Source organism: Acidovorax sp. 22279, assembly GCF_052045435.1.
Lineage (GTDB): Bacteria > Pseudomonadota > Gammaproteobacteria > Burkholderiales > Burkholderiaceae_C > Acidovorax > Acidovorax delafieldii.
The window spans coordinates 1-18,228 of sequence record NZ_JBQEOV010000015.1 but is presented as its reverse complement, the minus strand read 5'-3'; the positions used below and the strand labels follow the sequence as shown (position 1 = coordinate 18,228).

The window sequence follows — 18,228 nt, the reverse complement described above, 5'->3', positions numbered from 1 at the left end:
ATGTCCCCTCTCATTTCCGGCCTCGCATCGGTGGCGTCGATGATTTTCAATGCGGCCTCCAGTGGCGCGGGCAAGGCGTCCGCGCGGCGTGGGGGTGAGGCGGCGTCGCCCGAGCCCTCGGCCGTGCTCACGCTCAGCCCCGAGGCGCAGACGCTGGCGGGGATGGCCGGGCAGGGCGCTCTGGCCACCCAGGGCCAGCCTTCTGGCGCGGGGATGACCGTGGGGCGTTCGTCCGGTCAGGCCACTGCGGCATTGCCCGGTGGCCGTGCGGCAGGGGCCGTGTCCGAGGACGATTTCCAGGCGTTGCTGACCCGGTTTGGTGCCACCGAGGATCAGAAGCAGCAGCTCACGGCGGGCTTTGACGCGGACAAGGATGGTGCCATCACCCACGATGAATTCCTCAAGGCGCTGGCCCGCACCAAAGGCCAGCAGGCGGGCAACGATCCGTTTGCGCAAGCCGTGCTGCAGGTGATGGACCGTGCGGGTAACGCCGATGGCACCGTGGCCAAGGACGAGTTTGCAGCGCTGACTTCGGCGTTCGCTCTGGCAGAGCGGCGTGCGCCCTCGACACGGACTGCCTGAACAGCCTGAACCGTAAGGGTGCACCGGTTACATGCCACCTGTGCTGTGAGCACGCGTATTGGTGCTGGAACCGTATCAGGTGACCTTGGGCAGCGGCAGCGACACCCAAAAGCTGCTGCCCTTGCCCGGTTCGCTCTCCACCCCCAGGCTGCCCCCCATGCCCTCCACGAGGCGTTTGCACAGCGCCAACCCCAGTCCCGCACCCTCAAAGCTGCGCGTGGATGATCCGTCGACCTGTTCGAACAACGTGAAGATGCGGTGCTGGTCACCGGCCGCAATGCCAATACCCTCGTCCGTCACGCGCAGCCGCCACACCGTCGCATCAGGGGTGTCCTGCTCGGTCTCCAGGGTCAGCTGGATGTGACCTGAGAGGCTGAATTTCACGGCGTTGTCCAGCAGGTGGACCAGCACCTGCTGAATGCGGTCTGCGTCCCCCACGTGGCTGGCGTCGGTGCCCACGCCATCGAGGGCCAGGAAGATCTGCAAGCCTTTTTGGCGCGCCTGCGGCTCCAGCAATTGCACCGCATCTGCCGCCAGCTCTGGCACCGATAGCGGCGCAAACTGGAACGCTACCTGGCGTGTTTCCAGCGCAGCCAGATCGATCAGGTCGTTGAGCATGCGCATGAGGCCTTTGGCCGCATCCATCACATTGTTCAGCACGGGCTTCAGGCGCTCATCCTGCGAGCGGTTGCGCACCAGTTCGGTCATCCCCAGGATCAGTGTCATGGGGGTACGCAACTCGTGCCCAATGTTGGCGAGAAAGATGCTCTTGGTGCGCAGGGCAGCCTCTGCGGCTTCCTTGGCGAGAGACAGCGCCGCCGTTCGTTCCTTGACCCGGGCCTCCAGATGCTCGCGCTCGGCCTGCAATGCCTGCTCCAGCTCCCTCCGGGCGGTCACGTCGCGGCCGATGCTGTGGTAGCCGGCGGGCTGGCCCGAGGCGTCGCGGTACAGGCGGCTGGACATCTCGAACCAGCGGACGCTGCCATTGGCACAGCGCATGGGCAGCGTCAGCAGTTGCCGCCGCTCGCGCACTGCCTGTCTCAGTGCCTCGGCACCCTCGGGCGTCAGGGCCTTGAAGATGGATCTTCCGATGACGTCGCGGGCGGGCACGCCGCGCGCCCGTTCGTCGGCGGGGCTCACGTACGCCACCGTCATGTCGGGGTTGATCCGCCAGATGACCTCTTCGGCGCCCTCGGTCAGCAAGGTGTACTGCTGGTTCCGCTCGGACAGGTGCCGGTACAGGCGGAGGGCTTCACCGACGAACAGGTAAAAACACAGGCTGCTCAGCGACAGCGCGAGCGTGAAGATGATGAGCGCGTGCAGCGAATACGGCGCGCTTTGCATACCGTTGCTACCCAGCACGATGACCAAGGTCATGGCGGTGTAGCCGACGCCCGCCGCGCGCCCCAGCAGCAGGTAGGCTGCACCCACCCCAATCAGGAACCACACGGCGCGCAGCTCGTGCCCCAGGGGTTGCCACAGGGCATAGGTAAAAAGTGCCATCCCGATCAGGGTCTGGATGAGTGCTACCGGAACATAGACCTGGGGCCAACGGCGCAGGGCCCACCACAGCGCCGCCATGAACGCGGTACCAGCCCCCAGGGTGAGGTTCCACGACCCGGGTGTGGCAACCAGCCCGGCGGCGCCCGCTGCCAGCAACAGCAGTTCAAAAGCCACATTGGCCAGCAAGACGCCCTGCAGCAGGCGGATCTGAAACTGCCGCATGTTGCCAACGTCGGAGGGGGAAAAGGGCATGGTCGAGGTGGTGCGGCGATGTTTTGTATTTATCGTTTATATCAAATAAATGATTAAAATGCCAATAATATCAATTTGATTGTATTTTTGATGCAAATTGATCATTTGCGTGTTTCTGGCCGAGTCCGGGTGGCCGCCATGCCGCGCCACCCTCCTACAAAGCGCCAAAGACAAAGGGCCCTCAGAAGGGCCCTGTGTGTGCATTTGAAAACTTCCTCTCGCAGACGCTGTGTGGCCTGCACCGGAAGTTCAGCTACCGGTCATATCCGGCCCATCAGCAGCAGGATCACCAGGATCAGCACCACCAGGCCAATCCCGCCGCTGGGTCCGTAGCCCCATGAGCGGCTGTGGCCCCAGGTGGGCAGGGCGCCGACCAGGATGAGGATCAGAACGATCAGAAGAATCAGCGAGAGTGACATGGCAGTTCCTTGTTGGAGTGGTTTGCGGTGAGTGCATTGTTGGGTGCACCCCGCGAACTGCCCGCAGGTGCCGCGCCCGCCGCTGGGTCAGGGATTTCCGACACCCACTGTGGGATGCGCGGGTTGTGCCCGGACGAGACCCCGCAGATTCATGTCAAAAATGATAGCTGCAGGCGCATGTTTGACTAGCGCTTGCAGCTGTTTTTTCTCCAAACCTGTGCCGAAGCTTCTCAGTGGGCCCCCGCTGCGTCTGCCGCGCCCGCGCCGCCGGTGCGTGCTGGGCGCTTGGTCAGCCAGATCAGCCCGATCAACAGCAGGAACAACCCGGCCGAGCCCAAAAAGATGTCATTGGCCGCGCGGGTGAACGCCTGCTGGTCGATCAGCCGGTTGATCTGCGCCAGCGCCTGCATCTGCGTGAGGCCCGAGGCCACCAGGCCGTCCAGCGTCTGCGCGAACACCCCCTGGCCTTGCACCAGCCCTTCGGTCAGGTGCGCGTGGTGCATGGCGGCGCGGCTCTCCCACAGCGTGGTGGCAATCGACGTACCCATGGCACCGGCGGTGATGCGCACAAAGTTCGACAAGCCTGCTGCCGCCGGGATGCGGTCTGGCGACACACCCGCCAGCGTCAGCGTGGTCAGCGGGATGAAGAAGAACGCCATGGCCGCGCCCTGCAGCAGGGTGGGGATCAGGATGTGGATGAAGTCCGTCTGCACCGTGAACTGCGAACGCATCCACAGCACCGTGCTGAACACGATGAACGCACCCGTGGCCATGCGGCGCGGGTCCCACTGGCCGACCTTTTTGCCCACCAGCGGCGTGAGCAGGATGGCGAACACGCCCACCGGCGCCAGCGCCATGCCGGCTGAGGTGGCCGTGTAGCCCATCCACTGCTGCAGCCACAGCGGCAGCAGCACCACGTTGCCGAAGAACAGTGCGTAGGCCACCGACAGCGCCAGCGCACCAAATGTGAAGTTGCGGCCCTTGAAGAGCTTCAGGTCCACCACCGGGTGCTTTTCGGTCAGCTCCCACACCAGGAAGACAGCAAACGCCACCACCGCGACCACGGCCATGGTGATGATCTCGCCCGAGGCAAACCAGTCCAGCTCCTTGCCCTTGTCGAGCATGAGCTGCAGCGCGCCCACCCACAACACCAGCAGGCTGAGGCCCACGGTGTCAATCGGCAGCTTGCGGATGGGGGTCTCGCGCTTGCGGTAGATGCCCCAGGTCAGCACCCCGGCCAGCAGGCCCACGGGCACGTTGATGTAGAAGATCCACGGCCAGGAGATGTTGTCGGTGATCCAGCCGCCCAGGAGCGGCCCCACCACCGGCGCGACCAGCGTGGTCACGCCCCACAGGGCCAGGGCCGTGCCGGCCAAGGCACGCGGGTAGCTCGCCAGCAGCAGCGTTTGCGACAGCGGAATCATCGGCCCGGCCACCAGGCCCTGCAGCACGCGGAAGAACACCAGCATCTCCAGCGACGACGCAAAGCCGCACAGCCAGGAGGTCAGCACGAACAGCAGCACGCTCATGGTGAACAGCCGCACCGCGCCAAAGCGCTGCGTGAGCCAGCCGGTGAGCGGCACCGAGATCGCATTGGCCACACCAAAGCTGGTGATGACCCAGGTGCCCTGGCCGGGGCTCACGCCCAGGTCGCCGGCAATGGCCGGGATGGAAACGTTGGCGATGGACGAGTCCAGCACGTTCATGAACGTGGCCAGCGACAGCGACAGTGTGCCCAGCAGCAGGGCGGTGCCCTGCAGCGGCGGATAGGCAGCAGGCGGCCCTGGGGGGGCTGCTGGTGGCGACACCGCAGCAGGCGCCGCCGGAGCGGGGGCCTGGCCTGCGGTGTCTGCAGTGGGGTTGGCGGCAGTCATGCTCGGTCAACCCCGCTTACTGCACCACCGGGGATTGCACGGCGGGCTGCGCCGGGGCCGATGCATGCTTTTGCGCCTGCACTGCGGGCTGGCTGCTCACCTTGGGCGACGCCACGGCCAAGGCGGCCTTGCCATTGCGGCCCAGGTTGGCGGCGATGATGTGCGCCACTTCGTCGTCGGCCGCCTTGAATTGCTCGTCGAACACAGCGGTGGCGGCCACGGGCGTGGTGCGCTGGGTGTCGGCCAGCGTCTTGCCGCTCTGGTCGGCGGTGTCCACCTTGACTTCCATCGACAGGCCCACGCGCAGCGGGTGCTCTGCCACTTCCTTGGGGTCGAGCGCAATGCGCACTGGCACGCGCTGCACCACCTTGATCCAGTTGCCCGTGGCGTTCTGTGCGGGCAGCAGCGCAAAGGCAGCGCCAGTGCCTGCGCCCAGCCCGGTCACCGTGCCGTGGTACGTGACCTTGGTGCCGTACACGTCGGCTTCCAGCTCGGCGGTCTGGCCGATGCGCAGGGTCTTGAGCTGGCTTTCCTTGAAGTTCGCGTCCACCCACAGGTCGTTCAGCGGCACCAGCGTCATCAGCGGGGCGCCGGCCTGCACACGCTGGCCCACTTGCACGCCGCGCTTGGCCACGTGGCCGTCCAGCGGGGCGACCAGCTGGGCACGCTGCACGGCCAGGTAGGCCTCGCGCACGCGGGCCGAGGCGCGCTGCACATTGGGGTGCTGCTCGACCGAGGTGCCTTCTGTCTGTGTCTGGCTGGCGGCCAGTTGTTCTTGTGCGGCCAGCACGGCCGACTGGGCGGCGGCCACGGTGCTCTTGGCGGCGGCCAGCTGCGCGGTGGCGTGCTGGAACTCTTCCTTGCCCACGGCTCCGCTGGCCATCAGCGGGGTGCGGCGGTTCACGTCGTCCTGGGCGCGGGCAGCATCGGCCTGGGCACGGGCCAGGTCGGCGCTGCGCAGGCTGACCTGGGCCTTGAGCGTGGAGTTGTTGGCATACAGGGTGCGCACTTCGCGCACCGTCTGTGCAAGCTGGGCCTCGGCCTGCTCCAGCGCCACGCGGGCGTCAGCGGGGTCGAGCTTGACCAGCAACTGGCCGGCCTTCACATAGTCGGTGTCGTCAGCGCCGATGGACACCACCGTGCCGCCGATCTGCGGCGTGATCTGCACCACGTTGCCTGCCACGTAGGCGTTGTCGGTGGTCTCGACATGGCGGCCATTGGCCCAGTGCCAGCCACCCCAGCCGATGGCCACCAGCGCGACGGCTGCGGCGATGAGGGTGAGGCCGCGGCGGCGGGCGGTGTTGGCTTCGTTGGCGGTGAGGGGTTCGCTGTTGGCGGTCATGGCTGTGGTCTTTCAGGAATGTGTTGTTATGTGTTTTGGAATGAGTGCGGTCCGGTGGGCCTGTCAGTGCGCGGCGGCGGTGTGCAGCACGGCCGTGTCGTCCGTCCAGCCGCCACCCAGGGCCTTCATCAGCACCAGGCGGGTGTCGAGCTGGCGGGCGCGCAGGTCCACGGCCAGGCGGCGCTGGGCCAGCACCTGGCTTTCGGTGGACAGGACCACCAGGTAGTTGCCCAGGCCCGCGCGGTAGCGCTCCTGCGCAAAGCGGTAGGCTTTTTCGGCACTGGCCACGGCCTCGTCCTGCAAGGCCTGCTGGCGGGTGAGCGACTGGATGGAGGCCACGGCATCGCCGGCTTCCTTCACCGCGTCGAGCACGGCGCCGTTGTACTGGGCGATGGCCACGTCCAGCTCGGCGGCGCGGCCGCCCAACTGGGCGCGCAGGCGGCCCCCGTCAAAGATTGGCAGGCGCAGCGCGGGCGTCACGCCCATCTGGCGCGAGCTACCGTTGAACAGCCGGTCCAGCCCCAGCGAGTTCAGGCCAATAAACGCGCCGATGTTGATGTTGGGATAGAACTCGCTGCGCGCGCTGTTCACACCTTGCGTTGCAGCTTCCACGCGCCAGCGCGCGGCCACCACGTCGGGGCGGCGGCCCAGCAGGTCGGCACCCAGCACCTCGGGCACGGCGGTGGGCTGCAGGGCGGCAAGGCGGGGCGTGAGCTGGGGCAGGGCGTCGGGCGCCTGGCCGGTCAGCACGGCCAGTTGGCGGCGGCCCAGGGTGATCTGCTCTTCGAGCGCTTCGATTTGTGTGCGGGCATCGGGCACAGCGGCCTGGGCCTGGGTCAGCTCGACCTGGCTGTCCAGGCCGGCAGAGGTGCGCTCTTGCGTGAGCTTGCGCTGTTCTTCCCGTTGCTCCAGCGCGCGCGTGGCCACGTCGCGCTGGGCCACCAGCCGGGCCAGCGCCACATAGCTGCGCCCCATCTGGGCGGCCAGGGTGTTGGCGGCGGCTGCGGCATCGGCCTGGGCGGCGCGGGCCTGGCCCAGCGCAGCCTGCAGTTCGGCAGCGTGCTGGCCAAAGAAGTCGGGCGACCAGCTCAGTGTGGCCTGCACGGTGCCGCTGTTGTAGGTGTTGCCTGCGACCGGCGCGGGTACCAGACCGTTGGCGGTGTAGCGCTGGCGGGTGGCGTCCACGCCCAGCGTGGCCTGCGGGCCGTTGGCGGCCTCGCGCACCTGGCTCAGTGCCACGGCCTGTTCCAGGCGGGCGCGGCTCACGGCCAGGCTGGGGCTGCCTTGCAGGGCGGTGTCGATCAGGGTGTTGAGCTGTTCATCGCCCAGCGCCTTCCACCATTGGCTGGTGGCCACCACGTCGGTGGTGGCTGCGTTCAGGCCGGCGGCGGCCGGGGTGGTTTGCGCGAGCGGTGTGTGGGCCGGGCCGGGGTTGGCGCAGCCCACCAGCAGCAGCGCGGCGGCCAGGGCAACGGCCGATACCGCCAGATGGGCGGCGAGGGCAGTGCGGGTGGACAGGGAGGTGGGGGCAGTGGCGGTCACGGAAATCTCCAGGGGGCAGGGCAACAGGGCGGGGTCAGCCGGCTGCGGGTTCGGTGGGTGAGGGGGGCTGCTGGCGCAGCGCTTCGCCGTTGGCCAGCATGCGGCGCAGCATGGACAGCAGCAGCTGCCACTCGTCATGGCTGAAGTCGCTGAGGTGGCCGTTGAGCACGTCGGCCAGCACGGGAGGCACCAGGGCTGCAATGCGCTGGCCTTCCGGTGTGAGCCTGAGCTGCACGACGCGGCGGTCCACGGTGGAGCGCTCCCGCACCACCAAGCCCTTGGCTTCCATGCGGTCGAGCGACCGGGTCATGGAGGCGGGGTCGGTCTCCAGGTCACGCGCCAGGCTGGCCACGGTGGCGGTCTCGCACAGCGACAACTTGAACAGTGGCAGCCACTGGGCGTAGGTGAGTTCGTGCAACGACAGCTGGGCATCGGCCTGCGTGCGGATGGACGACATCACCTTGCGCATCAGGTAGCCGACGCTGTTTTCGGGCACCAGCTTGCTGGGGTCGTAGTGCTCGGCGTTATAGAACGCGGGGGCTTGGCTGGGTTCGGGAGGGGCTGACATGGGTGGGAAATTTAATTGACTAGACAATTATTGTCTTTGCATTGATTAAATTCCTGACACTGGAGAGGGGCCTTTGAGCGGGGTGGGATCCCACGAACGGGAGGTAACGGACGGGGGTTCGCGGTGCTGGAAATGGCGCGAGTGAAGGGAGTGCGCCCCTGCAAGCAGCCTTGCAGAAGGTCAATTTGCTACGTATTTGATAGCTGATAAGGCATGTTCGACTAGCGCATCAGCCCAAAAAACCTTGATTTTTGGTGCGCAGGCTGCCACCGATATAGTGGGGCGCCTTGTGACCGACCCTTCTGTGCCTTGCCCACCGGGACACCGCCATGACCGCTGCTGCTGATTCATCTGCCTCCCTGCCCACTGCCTTGGACATTGCACCGCCCCTGCGCTTTGCCGTGATGGGCGCGGGTGCCGTGGGCTGCTACTTTGGTGCCTTGCTCGCCCGGGCGGGCCATGCCGTCACGCTCATCGGGCGGCCCGCCCACGTGCTGGCCGTGCGCGACAACGGGTTGCGGCTGCAGACGGCGGCGATGGATGTGCAGGTGCCCCTGGCGGCCAGCACCGAGGCCAGCGCGGTGCACGGCGCGGACGTGGTGCTGTTCTGCGTGAAGTCGTCCGACTCGGAAGACGCCGCGCAGCAGATCCGCCCTCATTTGGCCCCTGGCGCGCTGGTGCTGACCTTGCAGAACGGTGTGGACAACGACGAGCGCGTGCGCGCCGTGCTGGACGCCAGCACCCCCGTGGCAGCCGCGGTGGTCTATGTGGCTACTGCCATGGGCGGCCCTGGGCATGTGGTGCACCATGGCCGGGGCGAGCTGGTGATTGCACCTTCGCCGCGCAGCAACGAGGTGGCCCGTCAGCTGACGGCGGCGGGCATTCCCACCCAGGTGTCAGACAACGTGCGTGGCGCGCTCTGGGCCAAGCTGGTGCTCAACAGCGCCTACAACGCGCTGTCGGCCCTGTCGCAGCAGCCCTACGGCCCGCTGGTGCAGGTGCCGGGCGTGACGCAGGTGATTGCCGACATCGTGGCCGAATGCCTGGCGGTGGCGGCGGCCGATGGGGTGACGATTCCGGGCGATCTGCAGGCCGCCGTGCGCGGCATTGCCAGCACCATGCCCGGGCAGTATTCGTCCACCGCGCAGGACCTGGCGCGTGGCAAACCCACCGAGATCGACCACCTGAATGGCTACGTGGTCAAGCGCGGCGCCGCTTTGGGAGTGCCGACGCCGCTGAACCACGCGCTGCAGGTGCTGGTCAAGTTGGCCGAGATGAAGCGGGCGGCAGGCTGAACCGGGGATCGGTCAGGCCAGCGCCGCCTCTTCCAGCAACCGCTCGCGCACTTCCTGCGCGGCCTGCACCATGTGGCGCAGCGCGGCTTCGGTCTCGGGCCAGCCCCGGGTCTTGAGGCCGCAGTCGGGGTTCACCCACAGGTGCTCCACGGGCACGACCTCGGCGGCTTTTTCCAGCAGCGCGGCCATCTCTTGCACGCTGGGCACGCGGGGCGAGTGGATGTCGTACACGCCGGGGCCGATCTCGTTCGGATATTTGAAGTCGCCAAAACCTTGTAGCAGCTCCATGTCCGAGCGGCTCGTCTCAATCGTGATCACATCGGCATCCATGGCCGCGATGGCGGGCAGGATGTCGTTGAACTCGCTGTAGCACATGTGCGTGTGGATCTGCGTATCGTTGCGCACGCCGCTGGCGCTGATGCGGAAGGCGCGCGTGGCGCGCTCCAGGTAGCTCTTCCACCCCGCGCGGCGCAGCGGCAGCCCTTCACGGATGGCGGGCTCGTCGATCTGGATGATGGCGATGCCGGCGGCTTCCAGGTCGCAAACCTCGTCGCGGATCGCCCAGGCGATCTGGTCGGCCGTGGTGGCGCGGGGCTGGTCGTCGCGCACAAAGCTCCATTGCAGGATGGTGATGGGACCGGTGAGCATGCCTTTCATGGGTTTGGCGGTGAGGCTCTGCGCATACTGCGTCCAGGCCACCGTCATGGGCGTGGGGCGGGCCACGTCGCCGTAGATGATGGGCGGCTTCACGCAGCGCGAGCCATAGCTTTGCACCCAGCCGTTGGCGGTGAAGGCAAAGCCGTCGAGCTGCTCGCCAAAGTATTCGACCATGTCGTTGCGCTCGGCCTCGCCGTGCACCAGCACGTCCAGCCCCAAGGTTTCCTGCTTGCGCACGGCCAGGGCAATTTCAGCTTCCATCTTCTGTTGGTAGTGGGCCGCATCGAGTGCCCCGCGCTTGAAGGCGGCGCGTGCGGCGCGGATCTCGGCGGTCTGCGGGAACGAGCCAATCGTGGTGGTGGGCAACAGCGGCAGCCTCAGCCGTGCGCGCTGGGCCTTTTGCCGGGCGGGGAAGGCGCTGGCGCGCTGGTCGGCCCCAGGTGCGGCCGCGGCAATGCGGGCCGCCACGGTGGCGCGGTGCACACGCGGGCTGGCACGGCGGGCGGCCAGGGCGGTGCGGGCGGCGTGCAGTTCGTCGTCCACCGCCGCCTCGTCTTGCGACAAGGCGGTAGACAGAACACGCATTTCGTCCAGTTTTTCCACCGCAAACGCCAGCCAGGACTTCACCTCGCCATCCAGCTGCGTTTCGGCCTCTAGGCTGAACGGCACATGTAGCAGAGAGCACGATGGCGCCAGCCACAGCTCGCCCTGGTGCTTGTCGGCCACGGGGCGCAGCTTTTGCAGCGCCGCATCCAGGTCAGTGCGCCAGATGTTGCGGCCGTCCACGATGCCCACCGACAGCACTTTGTGCGAGGGCAACCAGTCGGCCACGCCCACCAACTCGTCGGGGGCGCGCACGGCGTCCACATGCAGGCCGGCCACGGGCAGCTGGCAGGCAAGGCGCAGGTTCTCGGCCAGCGGCGAGAAGTAGGTGGCCAGCAGCAGCTTGGGCGCGCTGCGGGCGAGTTGCCAGTAGCTGGGCTCAAAGGCATGGCGCCACGCATCGGGCAGGTCCAGGCCCAGGATGGGCTCGTCGATCTGCACCCATTCCACGCCCAGGGCCTTCAGGCGTGCCAGCACGGCCTCGTACACGGGCAGCAGTTGCTCCAGCAGACTGAAGCGGTCAAAGCCCGCCGCCTTGGATTTGCCCAGCCACAAAAAGCTCAGCGGCCCCAGCAGCACGGCCTTGACGCGGTGGCCCAGCGCCTGGGCCTCGGCCACCTCGGCAAACAGGCGCTCGCTGGCCAGGTGGAACTGGGTGTGGGCGCTGAACTCGGGCACGAGGTAGTGGTAGTTGGTGTCAAACCACTTGGTCATCTCCAGTGCGGGTTGGCCGGTGGTGTGGTGCTGGGCTGTGCAACCGGCGCTGCAGCCTTGGTGGTTTTCAGCTTGGGCCGACACGCCCCGGGCCATAGCAAAGTAGCGCGCCAGCTCGGGCGCTTGGGCGTCAAAGCCAAAACGCGCAGGCTCGCAGCCCAGCAGCTGGATGTGGTTGGCCACATGGTCGTACAGCGCAAAGTCGCCCACGGTCACAAATCCCAGGCCCGCATCGGTCTGCGCCTGCCAGTGTTGCTGGCGCAGCTGGGCGGCGGTGGCTTGCAGCTCGGCCTCGGTGCTGTCGCCCCGCCAGAAGGATTCGAGCGCGAATTTCAGCGCACGCTGCGCCCCCATGCGCGGAAAGCCCAGGGTGTGCGTGCGCACAGGGCGGCGGGTGGTTGGAGCGGCGAGCGACATGGTGATTTCCTTCTTCTGAATGGAGCAATGCAATGAAGGCACCGATGGTCGCGCGGGCTCGTTTATTATTCAAACGAAAGTTTTAGTCGATCAACTTGAAAATTAATAATGAACCAGTCGATTCTGGAAGTGCGCCACCTGCGCACGCTGGTGGCCTTGCGTGACAGCGGCAGCCTGGTGCGGGCCGCGCAGCTGCTCAACCTCACGCAGTCGGCGCTGTCGCACCAGATCAAGCTGCTGGAAGACCGCTACGGCCAGCCGCTGTTTGAGCGCAAATCGATGCCACCGCAGTTCACCGCCGTGGGCGAACGCCTGCTGGCGCTGGCCGATGCCGTGCTGCCGCAGGTGGAAGGGGCCGAGCGCGACATTGCCCGCCTGGTGCTGGGGCAGGGCGGGCAGATGCGCATTGCGGTGGAATGCCACACCTGCTTTGACTGGCTGATGCCCGCGATGGACGCGTTTCGCACCCGCTGGCCCGAGGTGGAGCTGGACATCGTGAGCGGCTTTCATGCCGACCCCGTGGGCCTGCTGCACCAGGGCCGGGCCGATGTGGCCATCGTGTCCGAGGTGGATGCCGACGAGGCGGGCGTGGACTATCACGCGCTCTTTGGTTTCGAGATCCGCGCGCTGCTGGCCAACACGCACCCGCTGGTGGCCAAGCCGCATCTGGTGGCGCAGGACTTTGCCGACCAGACCATCATCACCTACCCCGTGCCCGACGAAATGCTCGATTTGATCCGCCAGGTGCTGGAGCCCGCCGGCGTGCGCCCCTCGCGTCGCACCACCGAGCTGACGGTGGCCATGCTGCAGTTGGTGGCCAGCGGGCGCGGCGTGGCGGCGCTGCCGCTGTGGGCGGTGCAGAGCTACCTGGACCGGGGGTATGTGACGGCGCGGCCCATCGGTGAAAAAGGCCTGCGCGGCGAGCTGCACGCCGCCTGCCTGCCCAGCCTGTCGGCCAAGCCGTATCTGCAGGACTTTGTGCAGGTGACGCGCGAGACCAGTTTTGTCACGCTCAAGGGCGTGGAGTTGTTGTGACTGGCTCAGGCGCGTACTTGTCGCCCACTTCTTCGCGCAGCGGGTGGGTGTCGTAGACGATGTTCATGTCGCGGATGCGAGTGCTGCCCGCGTCGAAGGTGAACACATCCACGCAGGTGAACGTCACCTCGCGCCCATCGTTCAAAGCCCAGTCGTAGCGGAAATAGGCGGCGACCCGCACGGCGCCGCCGTTGTCTGGTTGCGCGGAGACGAACAGATCCAGCACGGTGATCACGCTGCCGCTGGAAGCCTGGGCGAGCTTTTGGAAAAAGTCGCTTGCGCGCATCGTGCCCAGAAAGGGCGAGTGCACCACGCCATCGTCTTCAAAGCAGGCGATCAGCCCCTCGGTGTGGCTGGCGTGCAAGTGGGCGAGGTAGGTGCGGACGGTATCGATGGGGGTATGGCTCATACGCGGCGTTGCAAAGGTCGTGGAATGGAGTGCGTAGCTTCGCCAAGTCCGCGCCGTGCGACAAGAGACAATGGTGGCTTATACATAAAAGATGTTTATGTATCTGCGCTACCTGCAATACCTCCATGCGGTCATCGAGCAAGGCTCGTTTGCCTTGGCGGCCAGGGCCTGCGGCGTGTCGCAGCCCGCGATAAGCCATGGCATGAAAGCACTGCAAGCCCACTTTGCGCAGCCCTTGCTGGTGCGGGAGGGGCGCCGCCATGTGCCCACCGATCTGGCCCGGGCCGTAGCCGCGCAGGCCCTGCCCCTGGCACAAGGGGTGGAGGCTCTGCCCCGCGCTTCGGTGACTGCGGCAGACCAGCATCGGCTGCGGGTGGGTCTCACGTCTTCTGCGGCGCTGGTCTGCGGTCCGCTGCTGTATGCCAGCTGGTGCCTGCCCAACGCCCGGCGCTCCCTGGAGATGGCGACAGCCGATGAAGGCAGCCTGCTGGAAGGCCTGCTGCAGCGGCGCTTTGATGCGGTCATTGCCCCCAAACCGCGCAAGTTTGCGCACCCCGACGTGGTGGAGCGGCGCCTGTACGAGTTGCATCCCCAGGTCTATGCGCGCAAAGGCCACCCTTTGGCCCATGCCCGGTCACTGGCGCAACTGCAGGGCGCCGCGTGGGCGTGTGTGGGGCCCAGTGTCAGCGGGCCGGTGGATGTGTTGACGGAAGCGCACCGCGTGCGCCGCATGCCCGCGCCCAAGATGTCCGTGCGCTGCCCCGACTTTGCCAGCCTGTTGCACCTGGTGGCGCAGTCCGACCTGCTGGCTGTTGTACCGCACCCTGCGTTGCTGGGCGGTGCGTCCACGCTGGTGGTGCCGTTTCGGCTGGCGGAGTCTCTGCCGCTGTATGGCATGTGGCTGTTCGAACCCCGGGGCCACAAGTCACGACTGGGCCCCGAGGTGTTTGCGCCTGCGGGCTGAGTCTGGCGCGCAGGCGCTGACCGAAACATTGCAAGGGGGATCAGTGTTTGAAATTGGTGTTGCAAGACTCCATAATCGCTTTCCTCATCCCTTCACCGAGCCTTTGCACCATGCACCATCCGCAGCGCCGCCCACACTCAGCCCCTTCGTTTGTCCGCCCCCTGATGGCCTCGCTGGCGCTGGCGTTTGCCGCCGCCGTGGCCCACGCTGCGCCGGTGGCTGATGTCCATGCGCTGGCCCAGAAGGAGCAGCAGCCGCTGCTCGACACCCTGCGTGACCTGGTGCATATCGAGTCGGGCAGCAAGGACATCGAAGGCCTGAACCAGATCGCCGAGCGCATTGGCAGCCAGCTCAAGCAACTGGGGGGCACGGTGGACGTGCTGCAAACCAGCGACATCTACCGCCTCGACGATACCCCCGAGAAGGTGGGCCCTGCTGTGCAGGCCGTGTTCAAGGGCACGGGCAGCAAGAAGATCATGCTCATCGCGCACATGGACACGGTGTACCTGAAAGGCATGCTCAAGGGCCAGCCTTTCCGCATCGATGGTGACAAGGCCTATGGCCTGGGCATCTCGGACGACAAGCAGGGCATCGCGCTCATCATCCACACCGTGGCCTTGCTGCAAAAGCTCAACTTCAAGGACTACGGCACGCTCACCGTGCTGATCAACGGTGACGAAGAAATCAGCTCGCCCGGCTGGCGCAGCACCATCACCCGTGTGGCGTCTGAGCAGGACGTGGTGTTGTCGTTCGAAGGCGGCGGCACCGACGGCACGCTGCGCCTGGCCACCAGCGGCATTGGGGCGGCCTACCTCACGGTGCAGGGCAAGGCATCGCACGCCGGGGCCAAGCCCGAGGATGGCGTGAACGCGCTGTATGAGCTGTCGCACCAGCTGCTGCAAATGAAGGACTTGTCCAAGTCCGACGAGGGCCTCAAGCTGAACTGGACGGTGTCCAAGGCAGGTACCAACCGCAACGTGATTCCGGCCGAAGCCACGGCCCAGGCCGATGCGCGCGCGCTGCGTGTGGCGGACTTTGACGGGCTGGAGAAAGGCCTGCAAGAGAAGGTCAAGAGCAAGCTGCTGCCCGCATCCAAGGTGGATGTGAAGTTTGAAGTGCGCCGCCCGCCGCTGGAGGCCAGCGACGCATCCCGCCGCGTGGCGGGTTACGGCAAGGTCATTTACCAGGAGCTGGGCATGTCGCTCAATGTGGTGGAGAAAGCCACGGGCGGCGGCACCGACGCAGCGTTTGCGGCGCTCAAGACCAAGGGCGCGGTGGTGGAGGGCATGGGCCTGTCGGGCTACGGCGCGCACTCCAACGATGCGGAGTACGTGCAGATCAACACCATCGTGCCGCGCCTGTACCTGGCCACGCGCATGATCATGGACATCTCGCGCGACCGCGTGAAGTGACACGCTGAGCCGCTCCACACCCTCCCTGTGAGGGCAGCTGCGTCACGCAGGGCGCCGTGGCGGGCTCAAGCGCCCGGCGTGCCCGGCACCGGCGTGCGCACGGAGCCCGTCGCAAAGAAGGATGCCAGGTTCTCCAGCACCAGGTCTGCCATGGCGCGGCGGGTTTCGTGGGTGGCGCTGGCGGTGTGCGGGGTCAGCACCACGTTGTCCAGCGCCATCAGCGCGGCGGGCACGCTGGGTTCGTTCTCAAACACGTCCAGCCCGGCGCCGGCAATGCGGCGCTCGGTCAGCGCATCGATCAGTGCCGCCTCGTCCACCACAGTGCCACGCGCCACATTGATGAGAAATCCGTTGGGGCCCAAGGCCTCCAGCACATCGCGGTTGACGAGGTGGCGCGTTGCAGCGCCGCCTGCAACGGTGAGCACGAGGTAGTCGGCCCACTGCGCCAGCGCGGTCACCGACTCGAAGTAGGGCAGTGCGCATTCCTGCGCCGGGCGGCGGTTGTGGTACCCCACCTCCATGCGAAAGCCGCTCGCACGCTCGGCCACGGCCTGCCCGATGCGGCCCATGCCCACGATGCCCAGCCGCTTGCCGGACACGCGGGTGCCCAGTGCGTATCTGGCCTTCGGCCATTCACCACGGCGCACAAAACGGTCGCTGGCGGCCACGTGGCGTGACACATCCAGCATCAGTGCGAACGCCATGTCGGCCACACAGTCGTTGAGCACGCCGGGTGTGTAGCCCACCTGCACACCACGGGCCTTGGCTGCATCGATGTCCAGCGCATCAAAACCCACGCCAAAACTGCTGATGACCCGAAGGTTGGGCAATGCCGCAATGACTTCGCCCTTGAGGCCGATGGCTGCGGTGGTCACCACCCCCGTGAACTCCGCACCGTGCGACGCCAGAAAAGCCGCCGGATCGGTCTGGTCGGCCAGGCAGGCGACGCTGTAACGGGCAGCCAGTTCGACTTCCAGTGCGGGAAGGGGCAGGCGGCCGATTTGCAGGATGCGATGGGGGGTCGTGGTCATGGTTTCGTGGGGCAACGGTGCCAAAAAATGCAAGGGGCGGCACACGGCGGCACACAGCCGCCCCGATGTGCCTACATCATGCCGCGACGCGCACGGCCTGGCGCGCCAGCAGCTTCCACTGGCCCCCTTGCTGTTGCCACACGCCCAGGATCTTGATCTGCACCTTGCCGGGCTTGCCCGAGTCGTTGGTGTCGGCCGTGAGGGTGTGGCGCACGATGGCGGTGTTGCCCACCACCTTGATGGTCTGGTCGGTGATGGCGATGGTCACGAAGTCGGACTTGCCAGCGATCAGGTCGCCGATGAAGCTGTCCTTGGTGTCCACGCGGCCGCCTGAATGGCCGTAGCTCAGGTCGTCGGCGACGAGGGCGGTCAGTGCAGCGGGCGTGGGGTCAATCATGGCCACGCGCAGCTTTTCTGCGGCGGCAGCCACTGCCTGTTCGGTCGATGCCGAGGAGGCTGTGGCTGCCGCACCCGTGGCGCAACCTGCGAGCGCGGCAATGGTCACGGCGGCGGCCGCGGCGAGAACGATTTGCTTGAACATTTTGTCTGTCTCCGTTGTTGTGTTGGGGTTTTGGGAATGGGCGTGCCACGACTGACTCCGGACCTGTGCACGGCCGGGCCCGGGGTGTAAGGGTGTCTGCAATGGGAGCAAAAAACGAGGGCCTGGTGAACCAGGCCCTGCGCCAGGCCGCGCTTACTGCGGCCCGAGCTTGTCAATCAGCGCCTTGAGTTCTTCCATCTCATGGGGCTTGAGGTCCGTCAGCGGCGCCCGCACCGGCCCGCCGTCATGGCCCACGATGCGCGCCCCCGCCTTGATGATCGACACGCCATAGCCCTCCACCCGGTTGCGGATGGCCAGGTACGGCATGAAGAACGACTTGAGCAGCCGGTGCTGCGTGGCCGTGTCATCGCTGGCCACCGCCTGGTAGAACTCCATCGCCGTCTTGGGGATGAAGTTGAACACCGCCGACGAATACACCGGGGTGCCCAGCGCCTTGTAGGCAGCGGCATACACCTCCGCCGTGGGCAGACCGCCCAGGTACGAGAAGCGGTCCCCCATCTTCATGTAGATGGAAGACATGGTCTCGATGTTGCCCACACCGTCCTTGAACCCCACCAGGTTCGGACAACGCTCGGCCAGGATGGCCAGGGACTCGGCCGTCAGCTTGGTGCGGTCGCGGTTGTAGACGATCACACCGAACTTCACGCTCTTGCAGACCTGCTCCACATGGGCGATCAGGCCTTCCTGGCCAGCTTCGGTCAGGTAATGCGGCAACAGCAGGATGCCATGGGCGCCCAGGCGCTCGGCCTCCTGGGCATGGGCAATGGCCGTGCGGGTGGGGCCACCGGCCCCGGCAATGATCGGCACCTTGCCCCGGCAGGTATCCACGGCCGTCTTGATGACCTCGCTGTATTCGGGGCCCGAGAGCGAGAAGTACTCACCCGTGCCACCGGCGGCAAACAGGGCGCTGGCGCCGTAGGGGGCGAGCCACTCCAGGCGCTCGATGTAGGTCTTGGGGCGGAAGTTGCCCTGCTCGTCGAAGTCGGTGATGGGGAACGAGAGCAGGCCGGAGCCCATGATGGTTTTGAGTTCTTGCGGGGTCATGGT

Annotated in this window: 16 protein-coding genes; 5 read left to right on the top strand and 11 right to left on the bottom strand. The window is 66.6% G+C overall.

The window, feature by feature from the left end:
• Complete coding sequence (locus tag ACTJKQ_RS18660) at positions 1 to 582, top strand: hypothetical protein (protein ID WP_440597693.1); 582 nt, start codon at positions 1 to 3, stop codon at positions 580 to 582.
• A gap of 75 nt (positions 583 to 657) precedes the next feature.
• Here ACTJKQ_RS18660 and ACTJKQ_RS18655 read toward each other — a convergent pair whose 3' ends face one another.
• The 6 genes from ACTJKQ_RS18655 to ACTJKQ_RS18630 form a co-directional block, all read right to left on the bottom strand.
• On the bottom strand, positions 658 to 2,337 hold the full coding sequence (locus ACTJKQ_RS18655; RefSeq protein ID WP_440597692.1) for a sensor histidine kinase: 1,680 nt from the start codon (positions 2,335 to 2,337) through the stop codon (positions 658 to 660).
• Between the two features lie 260 nt (positions 2,338 to 2,597).
• Entirely contained in the window at positions 2,598 to 2,756 is a 159-nt protein-coding gene (locus ACTJKQ_RS18650) for a DUF3309 family protein (RefSeq protein WP_007856361.1), read from the bottom strand.
• Positions 2,757 to 2,986: 230 nt separating this feature from the next.
• The gene (locus ACTJKQ_RS18645; RefSeq protein ID WP_056745940.1) at positions 2,987 to 4,630 is read right to left on the bottom strand and encodes a DHA2 family efflux MFS transporter permease subunit; all 1,644 of its coding nucleotides are present in this window, start codon (positions 4,628 to 4,630) and stop codon (positions 2,987 to 2,989) included.
• Between the two features lie 16 nt (positions 4,631 to 4,646).
• Positions 4,647 to 5,972: an HlyD family efflux transporter periplasmic adaptor subunit gene (locus tag ACTJKQ_RS18640; protein ID WP_260667646.1), complete on the bottom strand. Its 1,326-nt coding sequence runs from the start codon at positions 5,970 to 5,972 to the stop codon at positions 4,647 to 4,649.
• Positions 5,973 to 6,035: 63 nt separating this feature from the next.
• A complete protein-coding gene (locus ACTJKQ_RS18635; RefSeq protein WP_440597691.1) occupies positions 6,036 to 7,514 on the bottom strand; it encodes an efflux transporter outer membrane subunit in 1,479 nt (492 codons plus the stop codon).
• A gap of 34 nt (positions 7,515 to 7,548) precedes the next feature.
• On the bottom strand, positions 7,549 to 8,082 hold the full coding sequence (locus ACTJKQ_RS18630; protein WP_056062509.1) for a MarR family winged helix-turn-helix transcriptional regulator: 534 nt from the start codon (positions 8,080 to 8,082) through the stop codon (positions 7,549 to 7,551).
• A gap of 329 nt (positions 8,083 to 8,411) precedes the next feature.
• Here ACTJKQ_RS18630 and ACTJKQ_RS18625 point away from each other — a divergent pair, with 329 nt between their 5' ends.
• Positions 8,412 to 9,377 (top strand): ketopantoate reductase family protein, encoded by a 966-nt coding sequence (locus ACTJKQ_RS18625; RefSeq protein WP_440597690.1) that lies wholly within the window; start codon positions 8,412 to 8,414, stop codon positions 9,375 to 9,377.
• Between the two features lie 12 nt (positions 9,378 to 9,389).
• On the opposite strand, the gene metE is transcribed toward ACTJKQ_RS18625, so the two are convergent.
• The gene (gene metE, locus ACTJKQ_RS18620; protein WP_440597689.1) at positions 9,390 to 11,768 is read right to left on the bottom strand and encodes a 5-methyltetrahydropteroyltriglutamate--homocysteine S-methyltransferase; all 2,379 of its coding nucleotides are present in this window, start codon (positions 11,766 to 11,768) and stop codon (positions 9,390 to 9,392) included.
• Between the two features lie 108 nt (positions 11,769 to 11,876).
• Between metE and ACTJKQ_RS18615 the strand changes: the two genes are divergently transcribed.
• Positions 11,877 to 12,803, top strand: a complete 927-nt coding sequence (locus tag ACTJKQ_RS18615; RefSeq protein ID WP_440597688.1) for a LysR family transcriptional regulator — start codon at positions 11,877 to 11,879, stop codon at positions 12,801 to 12,803.
• Here ACTJKQ_RS18615 and ACTJKQ_RS18610 read toward each other — a convergent pair.
• On the bottom strand, positions 12,781 to 13,212 hold the full coding sequence (locus ACTJKQ_RS18610; protein WP_440597687.1) for a nuclear transport factor 2 family protein: 432 nt from the start codon (positions 13,210 to 13,212) through the stop codon (positions 12,781 to 12,783). The genes ACTJKQ_RS18615 and ACTJKQ_RS18610 overlap by 23 nt on opposite strands.
• 97 nt (positions 13,213 to 13,309) lie before the next feature.
• Between ACTJKQ_RS18610 and ACTJKQ_RS18605 the strand changes: the two genes are divergently transcribed.
• Positions 13,310 to 14,176 (top strand): LysR family transcriptional regulator, encoded by an 867-nt coding sequence (locus ACTJKQ_RS18605; protein ID WP_440597686.1) that lies wholly within the window; start codon positions 13,310 to 13,312, stop codon positions 14,174 to 14,176.
• Positions 14,177 to 14,286: 110 nt separating this feature from the next.
• The gene (locus ACTJKQ_RS18600; protein WP_440597685.1) at positions 14,287 to 15,588 is read left to right on the top strand and encodes a M20/M25/M40 family metallo-hydrolase; all 1,302 of its coding nucleotides are present in this window, start codon (positions 14,287 to 14,289) and stop codon (positions 15,586 to 15,588) included.
• Between the two features lie 65 nt (positions 15,589 to 15,653).
• Here ACTJKQ_RS18600 and ACTJKQ_RS18595 read toward each other — a convergent pair whose 3' ends face one another.
• The 3 genes from ACTJKQ_RS18595 to kdgD all read right to left on the bottom strand — a co-directional run bounded on the left by ACTJKQ_RS18595 (position 15,654) and on the right by kdgD (position 18,225).
• Positions 15,654 to 16,619, bottom strand: coding sequence for a 2-hydroxyacid dehydrogenase (locus ACTJKQ_RS18595; RefSeq protein ID WP_440597684.1), 966 nt, complete (start codon positions 16,617 to 16,619; stop codon positions 15,654 to 15,656).
• A 76-nt stretch (positions 16,620 to 16,695) separates the two neighbouring features.
• The gene (locus ACTJKQ_RS18590; protein ID WP_056062526.1) at positions 16,696 to 17,160 is read right to left on the bottom strand and encodes a nuclear transport factor 2 family protein; all 465 of its coding nucleotides are present in this window, start codon (positions 17,158 to 17,160) and stop codon (positions 16,696 to 16,698) included.
• Positions 17,161 to 17,313: 153 nt separating this feature from the next.
• Positions 17,314 to 18,225 (bottom strand): 5-dehydro-4-deoxyglucarate dehydratase, encoded by a 912-nt coding sequence (kdgD, locus tag ACTJKQ_RS18585; RefSeq protein WP_440597761.1) that lies wholly within the window; start codon positions 18,223 to 18,225, stop codon positions 17,314 to 17,316.
• Positions 18,226 to 18,228 lie beyond the last annotated feature (3 nt).

Bases quoted from the DNA above. Each gene is read 5' to 3' on its own strand.
- ACTJKQ_RS18660 (WP_440597693.1), top strand. From the start codon at position 1: ATGTCCCCTCTCATTTCCGGCCTCGCATCGGTGGCGTCGATGATTTTC.
- ACTJKQ_RS18655 (WP_440597692.1), bottom strand. From the start codon at position 2,337: ATGCCCTTTTCCCCCTCCGACGTTGGCAACATGCGGCAGTTTCAGATC.
- ACTJKQ_RS18650 (WP_007856361.1), bottom strand. From the start codon at position 2,756: ATGTCACTCTCGCTGATTCTTCTGATCGTTCTGATCCTCATCCTGGTC.
- ACTJKQ_RS18645 (WP_056745940.1), bottom strand. From the start codon at position 4,630: ATGACTGCCGCCAACCCCACTGCAGACACCGCAGGCCAGGCCCCCGCT.
- ACTJKQ_RS18640 (WP_260667646.1), bottom strand. From the start codon at position 5,972: ATGACCGCCAACAGCGAACCCCTCACCGCCAACGAAGCCAACACCGCC.
- ACTJKQ_RS18630 (WP_056062509.1), bottom strand. From the start codon at position 8,082: ATGTCAGCCCCTCCCGAACCCAGCCAAGCCCCCGCGTTCTATAACGCC.
- ACTJKQ_RS18625 (WP_440597690.1), top strand. From the start codon at position 8,412: ATGACCGCTGCTGCTGATTCATCTGCCTCCCTGCCCACTGCCTTGGAC.
- metE (WP_440597689.1), bottom strand. From the start codon at position 11,768: ATGTCGCTCGCCGCTCCAACCACCCGCCGCCCTGTGCGCACGCACACC.
- ACTJKQ_RS18615 (WP_440597688.1), top strand. From the start codon at position 11,877: ATGAACCAGTCGATTCTGGAAGTGCGCCACCTGCGCACGCTGGTGGCC.
- ACTJKQ_RS18610 (WP_440597687.1), bottom strand. From the start codon at position 13,212: ATGAGCCATACCCCCATCGATACCGTCCGCACCTACCTCGCCCACTTG.
- ACTJKQ_RS18605 (WP_440597686.1), top strand. From the start codon at position 13,310: ATGTATCTGCGCTACCTGCAATACCTCCATGCGGTCATCGAGCAAGGC.
- ACTJKQ_RS18600 (WP_440597685.1), top strand. From the start codon at position 14,287: ATGCACCATCCGCAGCGCCGCCCACACTCAGCCCCTTCGTTTGTCCGC.
- ACTJKQ_RS18595 (WP_440597684.1), bottom strand. From the start codon at position 16,619: ATGACCACGACCCCCCATCGCATCCTGCAAATCGGCCGCCTGCCCCTT.
- ACTJKQ_RS18590 (WP_056062526.1), bottom strand. From the start codon at position 17,160: ATGTTCAAGCAAATCGTTCTCGCCGCGGCCGCCGCCGTGACCATTGCC.
- kdgD (WP_440597761.1), bottom strand. From the start codon at position 18,225: ATGACCCCGCAAGAACTCAAAACCATCATGGGCTCCGGCCTGCTCTCG.